Here is a 14,808-nt window from a genome sequence, read left to right as displayed (position 1 = left end):
CACTACAATTTTTGCTCAATCGCCCATTTCAAATTAGCCGGGGCATTGGGGTGCCCGGGATTCAGCTGCAGGGCCTTTGTACAGGCTTCACGTGCCTTATCCCATTGCTTTAGCATATTGTAAGCTGCACAGATATTGTTATACGCGTCGGCATTGTTCGGGTCCAGAGACAGCGCTTGTTTACAGGTATTGATACACGCTTCATACTCGCCCTCGTTATACTGCTCCAGGCTGATATTGATATAATTGATTACCGAAACGGCATTTGTGACATCTTTAGGGAGTGGCGTAACTGTTTTACGCTGTTGAGCTGCCTGCAGGTATTGCAGGGCCTTCGGATCCTCCGGATTTAACTGAAGCGCTGCCGCTGCCGTCTGCTTTAACTGATCCCACCTGCTCAGCCCCTGTAAGGCTCCCATCAATACCTCGTAGGCCATATATGAACGACTGTTGATTGCCAAAGCCCTTTCTGCCATGTTTTTGGCATCTTCAAAACGGTTCTGCTCCAGGAAATAGCGGGCAAAATAGCTGTAGCCCACATCGTCGCCGGGTGCCAGTAGCAGGGCTGTTGAAAAATTTTCTATCGCCTTGTTGTGCAACTTCAATCCTCCATACGCAATGCCAAGATTGACGTATACAGTGCTATACCCGGAATTGAGATCTCTTGCTTTAGTAAAGATCGCCACAGCTCGCTTGTAATCGCCTTTTGCCATCAGTGTTAGTCCGTAGTTCATCCATCCTCTTCCGTTATTGGGACTTTTTTCTGTTACATCTTTCCAGAGAGTTTCTTCATTATCCCATACCTGGTTGCGTTTATACACGCCAAATGCATTCACAGCAATCACCAAAAACGCCGCAACGATGAGGAACCGGTAATGCTTATTCCTGGTAAAGTATGCCTCCCGCTTAATAACCAAAAGTCCCAGGGTAGTAACGACACTTAAGGTAAGTCCCACAAAGGCGAAATACATCCGGTGGTCATTCATCACCTCTGCAAAAGGCACAAGGGAAGTAGGCAGTAACGATGCAGCAAACCAGATCAGTCCGAAGGCTATGGGCCGGGTTTCACTTCTGCGGGATGTTTTAAAAATGGTAACGATTAACGTGGTAACAAACAATATCCCTGCAATAATACGCCAATCGAGCGGATTGGTAATCACTCCCAGATCCGTATCCGCGCTGAGATCAAACGGTAAAAAGAATGACCGGAAATAATGCAACCAAACATAGGTCTGCGTAAGCAGGTTATACCCCAGGGGATTCGACATTCCATGTGATGCAGAAGCCTGTGACATCCGGGAAAGCGTATATAGCTGAACCCCCGCTACAACCACAATCAGCGGCAGCAAAGACCAGATGCAAGCCAGCACCTTTTTGATGTTTGAGCGCCTGAAGAGATCATACAACGAAAACCCGTTTTCGAAAAGCAGTAAATAGAAGAACAAAAGGATAGGCAATACCGGAACCGTTTCTTTGGCAAAGACACCCAATACTGCCAGCAGGATATATAATCCATACTTTCTTTTCTCAGGGTAGGCCACATACGTCAAAAAGGAAGCTACAATAAAGAATGTAGATTGCACATCCGACCTGGAAATGATATAATTGATGGTTTCTGCAACAACCGTATGCAGGCCAAACCAGCCCGCACCCATCAAAGCGATAAATGGCACCCACTTATGGGTGTTGACCTTCCCGATCAACCTCCGGTACATAAAAAACAACATAATACACAACCCGATATGCCAAAGGAATGTGGAAAGCTGAAACATGAACGGGTGCAAACCGCCACCCAACCAGTAATCAATGGCCAACGAGGTGGTTACCAACGGGCGCAGGCCTCTGTGGTTGCTACTGGCGCTAAACATATCGGGGTTAGTAAAGAACTCAGGAATATTACCAAGTTTACGGATGGCTACATTCTCCTGGATGGTATGACTGTCGTCAAAATGAAAATCATTGTCGAAATGGTTGGCATACGCAAGAACTAAAAGAACCAGCAACGCCGCACCGGCTATTATCAAACTTTTAGGTTTCTTCATTTTTAACGGATCTTCAATTATTTTGGTCATAGTAGCCTTCTTTCCTGCCGGTTTACGCTGCCGGTGCCGGGTTAATGGATTGGTGGACTGCAATTAATGGCGGCAAAATTAACCCAAATGGTACAATCTTGTACAGATCGCCTAATTTTGTATATAAAATAAAACTAATAGCGAATGTCTTTAAACAGTTCTATCTGCGTGGTGATTCCCACATTTAACGAAGCGGGGGTCATCAGAGAAACGCTCAATGAGCTGTTGGCTTATCGATATGTAATTGTGCTTGTGGATGATGGATCTTCAGACAACACAAGGGAAGTTGTATGGGACCTGCCCATTTATTATCTCCGCCATGCAGTAAACCTGGGCCAGGGAGCCGCCATTCAAACCGGGCTAAATTTTGCAAAGACGCTCCCGGGGTGCAACTATTTTGTAACTTTTGACGCGGACGGACAACACCCTGCGGAAAAAATTACACCCATGACTGAGTTTCTTATAGCCGGTAACCTGGATATTGTGCTGGGTTCGCGGTTCCTGGGTACAAAGGCGCTTAATATGAGCAGGACCCGCGGCATGCTTCTAAAAATAGCAAGGGTCGTTAATTATTGTTTTTCCGGACTTTTTCTTACCGATGCGCACAACGGATTTCGCGTGATGAACCGGAAAGCAGCCGCTGCGATTCATCTTAATGAAAACGGCATGGCCCATGCCACGGAAATCTTAATACAGATTAAAGCGTGCAAACTGGCCTATGCCGAATTCCCCGTAGTGATCGCATACACCAGTTATTCGCTTCAAAAAGGACAGCAAAACCTGGACAGTGTTAAAATCCTGCGGCAGATATTGATCAATAAATTTTTTAAATAATGAACAGTATTCAAATCATATTGATCGTTTGCGTTTCGCTGATGACCCTGTATATCACCAGTATTTTCAAGCCCAACAAATTACTCATCCTATTACTTTTTCTTGCGTGCGTATTCATCATCGTGTTCCCGGACGAGCTGACGGCGATTGCCCACCTGGTGGGGGTAAACCGGGGGGTGGACCTGCTCTTTTATTTTACGTTTCTTTTTTTATTCCTTACCATTATTGTTTTATACAAAAAGATCCGGGATCTTCAAAAAAAGATCACCAAACTCATCCGCAACGATGCCGTCGGCAATGCAGAGCAGCTCTCCGGCACAGCCGAACCGGCAGACGGGCAATAAATGCATCCTGCCACGAAATATAATCAACCCTGATACAGGCCTCAAAAATCAATGACAGGTTTCCGGGCAGTTTTAAGAGGCGGGTATAGTGTTGGCCGGTTATTTGTACTTTACAAATTTTAATATCAAAACCGTAACGCTGATCTAAGCGCCGATCCTTACCCCGCCCAGCTTTCCCGGTCAAGGCTGCGGTATTGAATCGCCTCGGCGAGAAACTCCGGACGGATCTCCGGCACACCTTCAAGATCGGCTATCGTGCGCGCCACTTTTAAAATGCGGTCATAAGCCCGGGCCGAAAGACCCAGTTTTTCCATTGCCCGTTTCAGCAACACTTGCCCAACATTGTCAATAACACAGATCTCTTTTAACTGCTTGCTGTTCATTTGCGCATTGCAGTAAATGCCGGGCGTTTCCTCAAATCGGACCAGCTGGATTTCCCGGGCACGGATTACCGCTTCCCGGATTACCCCGGAAGTTTTTTCGCCACGTGCTGAGGATAATTCACTGAATGGAACCGGCGTTACCTCCACATGCAGATCGATGCGGTCCAGCAAAGGACCGGAAATTCGGTTGAGGTATTTTTGAACCGCTCCCGGAGGACAGGTACAGGCTCGCTCCGGGTGATTATGAAACCCGCAGGGACAGGGGTTCATCGAAGCCATCAGCATAAAACTTGCAGGGAAGTCAACCGCGATCCGGGCGCGGGATATCGTTACCTTCCGCTCTTCCATAGGCTGACGCATTACTTCTAAAACGGATCGCTTAAACTCCGGAAGCTCATCCAGAAACAATACCCCGTTGTGTGCCAGCGAAATCTCGCCCGGCTGTGGCGTACTACCACCGCCTACCAGGGCTACATCAGAAATGGTATGATGAGGCGACCGGAATGGCCGTTTTGAGATCAGTGTGGCATTCTCCGGGAGCTTCCCGGCTACGGAATGAATTTTTGTTGTCTCCAGCGCTTCCTGCAGCGTAAGCGGTGGAAGGATTGTGGGTAGCCGTTTGGCCAGCATCGTCTTTCCCGCTCCGGGAGGGCCGATCAGCAGCGCGTTGTGCCCGCCTGCAGCTGCAATCTCTAACGCCCGTTTGATGTTTTCCTGGCCCTTTACATCTGAGAAATCAATATCAAAATCATATTGCGAATTAAAAAACTCATCCCGGGTGTTAACCACCACCGGGCTTAAGCCCTGCTCTCCGTTTTCAAAAAAATTCAAGACTTCCTGTATATGCGCCGCTCCATATACATTCAGATTATTAACCATGCCGGCCTCACGGGCATTTACTTCCGGTACGATCAATCCTTTAAAGCCCTGTTTACGTGCCTGGATGGCAATCGGTAACGCCCCTTTTACGGAACGGAGGGCGCCATCAAGGCTGAGCTCGCCCATAATTACATAGTCCGCTAATGCCTCCCTGGCCTTCAGTTGTTCTGTTGCAGCCAACAAGCCGATGGCAATTGGCAAATCAAATGCCGCCCCACTCTTTTTGATATCAGCAGGTGCAAGGTTTACTACAACCTTGGTCCGGGGCATCTCATAGCCATTGGTCTTAATGGTGCTTTCCACCCGTTGCCAGCTTTCTTTTACAGCACTGTCCGGAAGGCCAACAATCATAGGATCTTTACCAGAAGGCATCCAGTTAACTTCTATAATGATGGGTATGGCCTCCACTCCATAAACAGCACTGCCATTGATCTTCACCAACATTAAATGAAGTTAGTGCATTTTATGCTCATTTATGCCACAGAGGCGCCGAAACACCGAAGATTTTTCTGATTCAGTCAGCCGGCGCAGCAACTGCATAAAGATGCATAGAAGGAGGATTCCGACTGGCAAATGCAGGTTAATACACTTCCCGGTTGGTTTTATATTTACGCAACCGTTTTTCAGCGCGCTGCAGTTTCCCGTAAATATCATTTTGCTCTTTCGGGCTCAAATAATCATCGGCCTTTGACCGCTCAATCGTTTTGCGGATCACGTCCTGCTCTTCCAGCAATTTATAATACTCTTTGGGGGTTACCTGCTTTTTCCTGAAGGCGGCTTTAACCGCTGCTTCCAGACTTCGTTGTTTCCGTGCCAGGTCCTGTGCCTCCACCCGCAGGCCGGCACCTGACAGCAACAGACACAGCAGTATTTTTGTTATACGCATCTTTCCCGTTTTATACTCACTTCTTGTATCCGACGAAGCATTAATTTGTTGAAACCAGACCATTCCTGGTAACCGTCATTTTTCTCAAATCCATTTTATGTTGCCTTAAGAACCGGTAATATACCATATCCGAATCCTGCAGCTGCTGCATTTTATTTCCGGCCCTGCGCGCACCTTCATATGGTTCATTTGCAAAGACGAGATCATAGAGCAGGTACTCCGCAGCTTCCTGTTTTTTCCGGTGCGACCAACCGGCAACATCGATAATGCATGCAACCTGATTCCGCACGGCATTAATCTGCATTGCAGAAGGATCAATATGCTGCCCGTTGGCAATGCGCCACATCCCCAACAAATACGCACTAAAGGCATCTGCATAATTATGCTGCACATCCAACCCGATATTTTTTAGATACCCGGCATAGGCCGGCAAAGGGTTGTTTCGCTTCAGCACTACTTCAAGGTTATTACCTGATCCCGGGTTCTTCTTTTTGAGATCATCAATAATAGAGCGCTTTACGATAGCCGATACAGCAGCATCCGGCTCAAATAAAAATGAACGACCCGGGCGGATCGCCTTTAGCACTTCGTTGCTGTTTTGGCTACTCTTCCGCAGGATTTTCCCCTGTTCGTATTCACTACGGATCCGCTCCCGCTGAAAATCATGAATAGCAATATTGGCGATCGTTGCGGTAAGCATATCCTGTCCGTGGGTGTTTAGAGAATGCAGGCATAACAGGCCGCACAATAAGAATACCTTTTTCATTGATGCTGATTTTATCAGGTTTAGGCATATGCGCTCCGGTTTCCGGGATATCAGGGCAACTGCAGCGCTTTAAAATAATCAACCTGCATGGTTGAGTATTTCCGGATCTTAAAGCCCGGCTGATCAAGTGTACTGTTCCCTGGTGAAGGCATCGCAAACAGCTCCCGGTCGTTGATATAAAACCGGAGCTCATTATTCACCAGTGTAATACGAAGCTTGTTCAACTCGTTCTCGCGAATCACGCCATTCAACACCCAGTCCCTGTATATCACATACGGTTTTTCGGAACCATTAGGATATCCCCATACGGTGTAATAACCGTCATAACTTATCTCAAAGTAAAAGCTGGTATACAGGTCATTATCATCCTTTTTTTTCAATCCCCAGATCAACCCTCCTGCACCGTCATTGGCCCCTCCATTGGTACTCAGTTTCACGCTGGCTTCAAGCGCTGCTCCCCCCGTTGTTCCGGAGAAGATCTTTCCCGTCCACACCTCCCGTCCCCCACTGCCGCCTTTGAGGACATAATAGCCATTGCTGACGGCTGCGGATGCCCCGGCAGTGCCCAGGTTTCCAGTAGTCCAATGCCCGTCATCTGTACTAAAATCTGTTTCATACAACGGTATTTCTTTTTTTGAAACCTCTTTTTTCTTACAGCCAGCAAGAACAACCAGGGTCAAAAGCAGAATCCAGATCCATTTGTGTTTTTTCATGTTTATATTTTTAAAAATAAAAACTCAACCCAATGATCGGCGCGAACAAATTTTCTTTATACCGCAGATCTTTATTTGCTTTATTTTTCAGAGCACTGTGCGCATAGCGCAGGCCCAGTTCAACAGCCGCCTGTTTATTAATAAAATAGGCCCCGCCGAGAATGCCTCCCATCGTAAAACCGGAAAACTTATTAGTATCATCGCCTGTACCACTCCATGCGTATACAACTCCAGCCTGCACATAAGGTCTTAGCTGTGTACCAACCGGCAAATAATAACAGATGTTTGGACCAAGCGACATAGCGGATGTACGTGATTCCGCCGTATTACCATTACTGTACACCGTAGTCGTCTTGGACGCCTTGAGCATCACCTGGAAACTCAACAACAGATCTTTCATTATAAAATAGCCGCCATAAGGACTAAAATTGAACTCCCTGAAACGTATATCGCCACTGGGTTCCCCGGCCATCGTGTAATTTTGCTTACCGTTGGTGAAGCTTAATTCAGAGCTTCCCCCAATCGTAATCCTGCCTTTTTCCGTTTGTCCATGTACCGTTAAAGTGATAAATAGCAGAATGACGGCCATTACCTGTTTAGGTATACTGCTGTTTAATTTCATTTGTATGTTTTTAAATGGTTAAGAGATTTTTAACAGCGCTACACAATGGCATTCAACTCAAAAGCTGTTTTAAGCTTTCTCGGTTCCGCAGTTCAAAGATGCGCTGCATTCTCAGCTCCGGCAATACTCCCAAGGGAGTATTTTTTAGCCAATGCTATGCTTATCAAAAAAAATATGTAACATTACTCTTCAATTTTGCAGTTTGCGTGAACCGTTATGTATACATCATTATTGCATGTACGCTGGCTTTCCAGGCTGCCACAGCGCAATTGTACCAGCGCCGGGCAGACAGTTTGCAGTCCTTACTGAGAAAAGCATCCAGTGATACAAACCGCATATCGCTGCTGGGAGAATTATCCAACACCTATATCAATCTGGGTGCCTCGCCAACCGCCCGCGCGCTGGCCGCACAGGCCCTCACCTTAAGCCGGCAGATCCCCGGCAATTATTATAAAGCCATGGCATACCACCGGCTGGGTTATGTATACCTTATGTCGGCTCAGAACGACAGCGCGATCGAACAATTCAACCAGTCGCGGCAATTACTGACGGCAGATACAGTCAACCTGTTATCCAAAAAGTTGTATATCCGGAGTACCAACAATCTTGCCTTTGCCTATGATAACAAAGGCTACTCCGAAAAGGCGCTTGAACTGATCATTGCGGTGCTGCCAATGATCGAAGCAGTAAAAGATACGGTCCTGTATGCCGTAGCCCTGCACAATGTATCTGCAGGGTTGACTACCATGCAGCAGTACCAAAAAGCATACCCCTACTTCCGCAAAGATCTATCACTCAGGATACAGCGGGGACAACCGGACGAGTTAGCGACCGTATATCTGAGCGGCGCACTGCTGATGTATCTGATGGACAGTCTTGAAACCTCAAAACAATATCTTGATCAGGTATGGATACAGTTGAACGTCACCGGTCCAACAAAGCTTTGGGGTCGCTATTACAGTTACCTGTCGTTTTACTATACGGGAAAAAAGCAATACGATCTTGCAGCCGTAGCCAGCAAAAAGGCGTTTGAGCAACTGAAGCTGTATCCCGGCAGGGAAAATCTGTATGACGCCTATGATGCGCGCAAAACACTGGCCGCCGCGCGGGGAGATTTTCTTCAGGCAAGAGAAGCCGCATATACGATCAATAAGATGGCAAATGAAGATTCAGTTTCCACTTATATGCTTTCTTCTTTAAAAGACATTGCGGAATTTTCAAAGCAGGCAGGCGACATGAAAACTGCGTTCCACTACCTTGCACAATATACTCAACTGAAGGACAGTATCGATAAACAACAAACAGCGCTTAAAATGAATGAGCTGGAGTTACGGTACCGGTCTTCACAAAAGGAACGCCAGATATTAGAGCTAAAAACCAGAGCCAACATGCAAAAGCTTCTGTTGTGGAGCACAATGTTATTACTCACGCTTACCATCCTGTTTTTTATTTACAGAAGCAAACAAAAAAAAATACAGACGGCACAGCAATTAAAATCTCTGGAACAGACGCAGCAGCTTCAGGTATCTAATGCCCTGCTGATCGGCGAGGAACGAGAACGCAGCAGGTTAGCCCGCGATCTGCACGACGGGTTGGGCGGAATGCTGGCGGGCGTAAAGCTCAACCTGTCCGGGATGGTGTATCACTATGAGCAGCATCGTGGCAGCCTCGAACTTCACCCAATTATTGATCAGCTCGACAATTCGGTGAAAGAACTAAGACGGATTGCCCGCAATATGATGCCGGAATCCTTATTGCGATCGGGTTTGCAGTCAGCACTAAAAGATCTTTGCGAAAATCTCGCGCATCCCGGCACCATCATTGTTTTAAATGCCTTCCATATCCAACCCCATATTCCCCAGCAAGCACAGCTGATGATTTATCGGCTGATTCAGGAAATTGTTGGCAACGCCGTAAAACATGCCCAGGCCAGCAAAATTATTGTGCAATGCAGCCAGGCTGATACCACTTTCTTTATTACCGTTGAGGACAATGGTACCGGCTTTGATCCACAGCGTGAGGACCTGGAGGGCATGGGCCTCAATAATATTTACAGCCGAGTACAATTTCTGAAGGGATCCATCCATATCGATTCATCGCCGGAAGGTACCATTATAAATATTGAACTCAATGTGGCAGCCTGACCCCGTTGTTCATATCGCCATTGCAGACGATCATCCGATCGTGATCCAAGGTCTCAAAAATCTGCTGGAAGGTATGCCCTGTTTTTTGGTAACAGGCACGTTTACCACTGGAGGCCGCCTGCTCAATTACCTGGAACAACATACCGTAGACCTCCTGCTCCTGGACATTAGTTTACCCGATGGAAGCGGCATTCTTTTTTGCAGGGAGATCAGGAAAAAATATCCGGCAATAAAAATAATAGCCATCAGTAACCTCGGTGAACGCAGCATTATTACCCAAATGATGCAAAATGGCGCCTCCGGATACCTGCTTAAAACAGCCGCCGCGAAAGACATACTGGACTGCATGCACAAAGCTCTTAATGATGAAATTCCCGTTTTCAGCGCGGAAATCGGCGAGATCATGGCAAAACCAGAGCCCGACACCCTTCCTGCACTGCCCGATCTTACCAAGCGGGAAAAACAGATACTGTTACTACTGGCCAGTGGAAAAAAATCGGCAGAAATTGCAGCCGAGCTTTTTATCAGCCCGCTTACGGTAAAAACCCACCGGGCGACGCTTCTACAAAAGTTCGGAGTAAACAATATTGTGTCGCTGGTGAACCGCGCAAAGGAATATCGCTTTATTTAATATTAAACGGAAGAAGGGACACTGGTGGTCGTTCAGCCACTCAGAGCGCCCCTCTGCCTTTCGGCCGCCGCCTATTTGCCGGCCGTTTCTTTTTTCAGCTTCATCAACTCAACTTTCAACCGTTCGATCTCCTCCTGCTGCTGTTTGATCGAAGCTACCAATACCGGTATGAGGCCGGATTCATCGACGGTGCTTACGCGCGCATCCCGGTAAGCGTTTTTACCAAACATATACGCCACTTTCTTCTCTTTTACAAGATGCGGAAAAACCGCTTTCACGTTCTCTGCCATAAAACCATATTGGGCGCCTTCATCCAGTTTCAGATATTTATAAACCTTTGCCTTGTATTCAAACTGTTTGGGCTCCAACTGTACAATTTTTTGCAACGGATTTTCAATTGCAATCACCTTTGTTTTAAGTTCATTATCGGTTAAGGTTTGCGCTCCGGCAACCAGTGCCGCAGAGGAGCAAACAAACGCAGTCAGTACTGTTACAACAATTTTGCTGTTCATCATTATCATCAATTATATTAAATAAAGGAATAAAAACAGATCCGGGACCGGCATCCCGTTGTACATCGGTTATTTGTACGCAGTTATCCGGGGCGGCGGCGTGGGGATACGGGCATACAGGGCCTGAATATGAGGCTGCCGGAAAGCAGCAAATGCCTTTACGAAAGAAATTCCGGGTTGCTGTAACTGGAATCCATTATTATTGATAAATGCCTCCTGGGGCAGCAACTCTTTTAATTCGCTGGTTTTTTTTTCCATTCCGGCATCGGTCGCAAGGGAAATATCTTCCTTGTTTACATGCTTTTCATGCATCCATGCTATGCAGGGCGAAAAAGCGGCAAATAAAACCACCAGCCATAAAAAACCGGCAATACCATATCGTATCAGACCATACATGAATATTGCAAAGATAACCGAACCGATTATGACATACAAATGATCGTACAGGAATTAACATTATCATGTAAAGCGGAGCATGAATCCCCCACATCAGCCAACCCGGAGGGACCGCATATGCAATCATGCACAGTTTGAATTTCGCATCGCATTGCCCGCCACCAGACAGGTTATAGTTTAAGAATGGAGGCAACCTTTCCGTTCGCGGATGAACCAACACAAAAAACTCCTAATTTGCATTCATGGAAATTAAGATTCGGAGGGCAGTAGCGGCCGACTGCGAGCGGATACTGGAACTGGTGCAGGAACTGGCCGATTATGAAAAAGCCCCACAGGAGGTAACTGTTACCCTGGAGCATTTCAGGGAAAGCGGTTTTGGGCCCAGCCCGGTTTGGTGGGCATTTGTAGCAGAAAACGAAGCAGGTATCGTAGCCTTTGCGTTGTATTACATCCGCTTTTCCACCTGGAAAGGGCAGGCCATGTACCTGGAAGACCTGCTGGTAACCGAATCCATGCGTGGCCATGGAATAGGCGCCCGGTTATTTGACCAGTTATTTGAAGAAGCAAAGAAAAAGGGATTGAAACGCGTTTGCTGGCAGGTACTCGACTGGAACGAACCGGCCATTAATTTTTACAAAAAATACCATGCACAGTTCGACGGCGCATGGATCAACTGCTCGGTAGATATTTAATCCGGTCTGCTCCTATCGGTTATTATCATCCTTTAGGGTTACATAAAAAGGCGGGCCTTATGTAACTGTATTTTGTAACAAAAGCCCCGTTGCAAAACGGGGCTTGGATAACCAGCAGTAATGGTCCCTATCAGAAAGAATATACGGCAGCAAGTAAGAAGGTGCCGGTGCTTTTAGTTCCGTCGCCGGAATTTTTTGTAAAGATGGGATCCTTTGCACTGTCAAGCCGGAATTCTGGTATGATCATCAATCCGCTTACCGGCTTTATGTTAAAGGACAAAGTCCCCTGGATTACGGAAGTACCCAGCAAGGCACTACCGTCGGCGTTGGTGATCACGCCTTTTTTATCATCGAAATATTCCCCGCGCAGCGTGATTCCGAATTTTTCGGAAGGATCAACATTCACATATAATGCAGAACCCCACCAGGACTGTGAAGAAACATCAGGAGATTTTACAAATTTTACAGTACCGTCATATCCCAGCGAAAATTTGTCGGTGATTTTTGCTGTAGCAGTCAGCCCCAGCTGATTGGATGCAACCTCAGCCGTATCCTTACCGCCCACATAGTTTAAATAAAGATTCACCTTTTCAGAAGTTTTGCTGAACTGTCCGATAATAAATTTCTTGTTCCATGGAGCCGACAGATAATCGGTAGGATTGGTAACGCCGGCCATAATACCAAAACCGTCACCTACTGTAAAATCGGCTTTCAGCCCCGTATGGGAAAAAGGTCCGTAGGAGAACATATAGCTCATACTGTAATTCCGGTTCAGCTGCGGATCAAGCAACTCGTACCCCACATGCGTACCCCATTTTCCCGCAGATAATTTAACATGCTCCGACGGTGCATAGGTAATGTAAGCCTGTTTGATTGCTTGTGTAACCCCGGTTTCATTATAGGAGAACTCCCTTGCCCTTGTTCCAAAGCCCAGATCTACCACTACCCCGGCTTTCCCTTTGGTGTAACTTGCCTTTAATGATGCCATGCCCAGTTCAAACGAATTGTGGGAGTTGGTGAAACTGGTAAAATTATTCGCCTGCTGAACAGATTTAGCATGGTTAAAGTTAAACCGATAATAGGCGTCAACAGATCCATTGATCTGTAATGCGCCTTTTTCTTCTGTTTCCGGTGCAGTAGTATCTTGTGCCAGCAATGCGCCCGAAATAAAAATTGTTTTTGTGAGCAATAGCATTTTCCTCATTCAATAAAATTTTAATTTGTTTTAAAGTGTGTTTTATAGTTTTTCAAAGCAGGCATGTTCCGGTGATTTTCAGGCTTTTTCATGGAAAGAAGTTGTTCAGGCAGGACTTTGATATTAATATATATTATTTTAACAATGTTTAAATTTTCCATCAAATAACCGATAAATTATATTAACTACGTCTTTATGTTAATATTTACCTGATAAAAATACAAAATCAAACGACTTTAACTAAATATTTATTATATATATTTAATAATAATATATAATTCTATATTTTATTCATAAGGATTTGCAGCATATTTTTCAGAAAGGCTATTTGTGAACTTATTCTCAACTGCTATCTTTGCCGCCTCAAAAAAAATTACATGGCAAATACAGCAGACATCAGCCGCGGCATGATCTTAAAGCTCGATGGCAACCTTTACTCAGTAGTTGAATTTGGTGAAAACAAAACTGCACGCGCTGCAGCAAAGGTTTGGGCCAAATTAAAAGGTGTAGATAATACCCGTACAATTGAGAAAACATGGAATTCCGGCGATACGATCTATCCTGTTCGTGTTGAAAAGCGCGCCTACCAGTACCTGTATCAGGATGAAACCGGTTATAATTTCATGGATAATGAAACATTCGAACAGATGAGCGTTGCCGAAAACCTGATCGATGCGCCACAATTTCTGAAAGAAGGACAGGAGGTTGCGATCGCAATCAATACCGAAACCGAACTTCCGGTTAGTGTAGAGCTTCCCGATAAAATAGTAATGCTGGTTACCTACACCGAACCCGGACTGAAGGGCGATACCGCAACCCGCACGCTGAAACCGGCCACTGTTGAAACCGGTGCTACTGTAAGCGTTCCTCTATTTGTAAATGAAGGAGAACTTATCCGTGTAAATACAAAAACGGGTGAGTACGTGGAACGTGTAAAAGAGTAAGACAAGATATTCCTGAAAAATGGCTTAAATCACCCGATTTTAAGCCATTTTTCATATAAATCGTGGCATTTTTCCTTAAAATATCACAGAATTGCTAATGAAATGTTTACCTTAGCTTTTCACATTTTTTGTTGTTTTTTCCGTTAACAGTTGCAAAAAACTGACCCAAACTATTTTAAATCTTGAACAATATGGACTTTAAACAAATCCAGGAGTTGATCAAAATGATCAACAAATCTAATATTGGTGAGCTGAGTATTGAACAAAATGATTTCAAGATCACGATCCGCCAAAAAGAAGAGCAGGTAACCCAGGTGGTTACAGCCGCACCCGTACAACTTCAGCAAGCCCAGGTACCAGCTGCACTGCCTACACAAACGGCTCCTGCAGCTCCTGCAACAACGCCCAAACCAGCAGAAATTCCTTCTAATACCATTACCATCAAAAGCCCGATGATCGGTACCTTTTACCGGAAACCGGCTCCTGATAAACCAAATTTTGTGGAGGAGGGAGATGTAGTAAGTCCCGGCAAAGTGATCTGTGTAATTGAAGCAATGAAACTCTTTAACGAAATCGAAAGCGAAGTAAGCGGTAAAATCGTTAAAGTGCTGGTAGACGATGCCTCTCCTGTAGAGTTTGATCAGCCGCTGTTCTTGGTAGAACCCTAATTAATTTGATAATTAACCAATTTGTCCGAGGGACTCTCCAAAAAGGCCTTGCATCTTGGAGAAGATTTGAAAATTGTAACCTGTTTTCAATACTTTGATTGGTTTTTTATTTTTCAAATTGGCATAT

The 14,808-nt window shown here is 45.6% G+C and carries 16 protein-coding genes; 7 read left to right on the top strand and 9 right to left on the bottom strand.

All coding sequences use genetic code 11. The features are described from left to right. Window positions 1-2 precede the first annotated feature (2 nt). The gene (locus LL912_RS22245; protein WP_235555817.1) at window positions 3-2,072 is read right to left on the bottom strand and encodes a tetratricopeptide repeat protein; all 2,070 of its coding nucleotides are present in this window, start codon (window positions 2,070-2,072) and stop codon (window positions 3-5) included. Window positions 2,073-2,216: 144 nt separating this feature from the next. Between LL912_RS22245 and LL912_RS22240 the strand changes: the two genes are divergently transcribed. Together LL912_RS22240 and LL912_RS22235 are read left to right on the top strand one after the other, a co-directional pair. Next, complete coding sequence (locus LL912_RS22240; RefSeq protein ID WP_235555816.1) at window positions 2,217-2,906, top strand: glycosyltransferase family 2 protein; 690 nt, start codon at window positions 2,217-2,219, stop codon at window positions 2,904-2,906. Continuing rightward, on the top strand, window positions 2,906-3,250 hold the full coding sequence (locus LL912_RS22235) for a DUF2304 domain-containing protein (protein ID WP_235555815.1): 345 nt from the start codon (window positions 2,906-2,908) through the stop codon (window positions 3,248-3,250). Before LL912_RS22240 ends, LL912_RS22235 begins: the two co-directional genes overlap by 1 nt. A 158-nt stretch (window positions 3,251-3,408) precedes the next feature. Here the strand turns inward: LL912_RS22235 and LL912_RS22230 are convergent, their stop codons facing one another. The 5 genes from LL912_RS22230 to LL912_RS22210 form a co-directional block, all read right to left on the bottom strand. Beyond that, window positions 3,409-4,956 (bottom strand): YifB family Mg chelatase-like AAA ATPase, encoded by a 1,548-nt coding sequence (locus tag LL912_RS22230; protein WP_235555814.1) that lies wholly within the window; start codon window positions 4,954-4,956, stop codon window positions 3,409-3,411. 136 nt (window positions 4,957-5,092) lie between these two features. Next, complete coding sequence (locus LL912_RS22225) at window positions 5,093-5,398, bottom strand: hypothetical protein (protein ID WP_235555813.1); 306 nt, start codon at window positions 5,396-5,398, stop codon at window positions 5,093-5,095. Between the two features lie 40 nt (window positions 5,399-5,438). Beyond that, window positions 5,439-6,164, bottom strand: coding sequence for a hypothetical protein (locus LL912_RS22220; RefSeq protein WP_235555812.1), 726 nt, complete (start codon window positions 6,162-6,164; stop codon window positions 5,439-5,441). 50 nt (window positions 6,165-6,214) lie between these two features. Continuing rightward, on the bottom strand, window positions 6,215-6,877 hold the full coding sequence (locus LL912_RS22215) for a hypothetical protein (protein ID WP_235555811.1): 663 nt from the start codon (window positions 6,875-6,877) through the stop codon (window positions 6,215-6,217). Window positions 6,878-6,887: 10 nt separating this feature from the next. Further along, entirely contained in the window at window positions 6,888-7,499 is a 612-nt protein-coding gene (locus LL912_RS22210; RefSeq protein WP_235555810.1) for an outer membrane beta-barrel protein, read from the bottom strand. Window positions 7,500-7,597: 98 nt separating this feature from the next. Here LL912_RS22210 and LL912_RS22205 point away from each other — a divergent pair, with 98 nt between their 5' ends. Next, window positions 7,598-9,643, top strand: coding sequence for an ATP-binding protein (locus LL912_RS22205; RefSeq protein ID WP_235555809.1), 2,046 nt, complete (start codon window positions 7,598-7,600; stop codon window positions 9,641-9,643). Next, window positions 9,630-10,274, top strand: a complete 645-nt coding sequence (locus tag LL912_RS22200; RefSeq protein WP_235555808.1) for a response regulator transcription factor — start codon at window positions 9,630-9,632, stop codon at window positions 10,272-10,274. The genes LL912_RS22205 and LL912_RS22200 overlap by 14 nt, the downstream gene beginning before the upstream one ends. A 71-nt stretch (window positions 10,275-10,345) precedes the next feature. Here the strand turns inward: LL912_RS22200 and LL912_RS22195 are convergent, their stop codons facing one another. After that, window positions 10,346-10,789 (bottom strand): tail fiber domain-containing protein, encoded by a 444-nt coding sequence (locus LL912_RS22195; protein ID WP_235555807.1) that lies wholly within the window; start codon window positions 10,787-10,789, stop codon window positions 10,346-10,348. A 66-nt stretch (window positions 10,790-10,855) separates the two neighbouring features. Further along, window positions 10,856-11,182, bottom strand: a complete 327-nt coding sequence (locus LL912_RS22190; protein ID WP_235555806.1) for a hypothetical protein — start codon at window positions 11,180-11,182, stop codon at window positions 10,856-10,858. Window positions 11,183-11,424: 242 nt separating this feature from the next. Between LL912_RS22190 and LL912_RS22185 the strand changes: the two genes are divergently transcribed. Then, the gene (locus tag LL912_RS22185; RefSeq protein WP_235555805.1) at window positions 11,425-11,874 is read left to right on the top strand and encodes a GNAT family N-acetyltransferase; all 450 of its coding nucleotides are present in this window, start codon (window positions 11,425-11,427) and stop codon (window positions 11,872-11,874) included. Window positions 11,875-12,004: 130 nt separating this feature from the next. On the opposite strand, the gene LL912_RS22180 is transcribed toward LL912_RS22185, so the two are convergent. Next, the gene (locus LL912_RS22180) at window positions 12,005-13,078 is read right to left on the bottom strand and encodes a porin (RefSeq protein ID WP_235555804.1); all 1,074 of its coding nucleotides are present in this window, start codon (window positions 13,076-13,078) and stop codon (window positions 12,005-12,007) included. Window positions 13,079-13,446: 368 nt separating this feature from the next. On the opposite strand from LL912_RS22180, the gene efp reads away from it, so the two are divergent. Beyond that, a complete protein-coding gene (efp, locus tag LL912_RS22175) occupies window positions 13,447-14,013 on the top strand; it encodes an elongation factor P (RefSeq protein ID WP_235555803.1) in 567 nt (188 codons plus the stop codon). 191 nt (window positions 14,014-14,204) lie between these two features. Continuing rightward, window positions 14,205-14,681 carry an acetyl-CoA carboxylase biotin carboxyl carrier protein gene (gene accB, locus LL912_RS22170; protein WP_235555802.1) on the top strand — a complete coding sequence of 159 codons (477 nt, stop codon included), beginning with the start codon at window positions 14,205-14,207 and terminating at the stop codon, window positions 14,679-14,681. Window positions 14,682-14,808: the final 127 nt, after the last annotated feature.

The organism is Niabella agricola (genome assembly GCF_021538615.1).
Lineage (GTDB): Bacteria > Bacteroidota > Bacteroidia > Chitinophagales > Chitinophagaceae > Niabella > Niabella agricola.
Note: the sequence above shows the minus strand (reverse complement) of the source record. Positions and strands in the feature narration are given on the sequence as shown.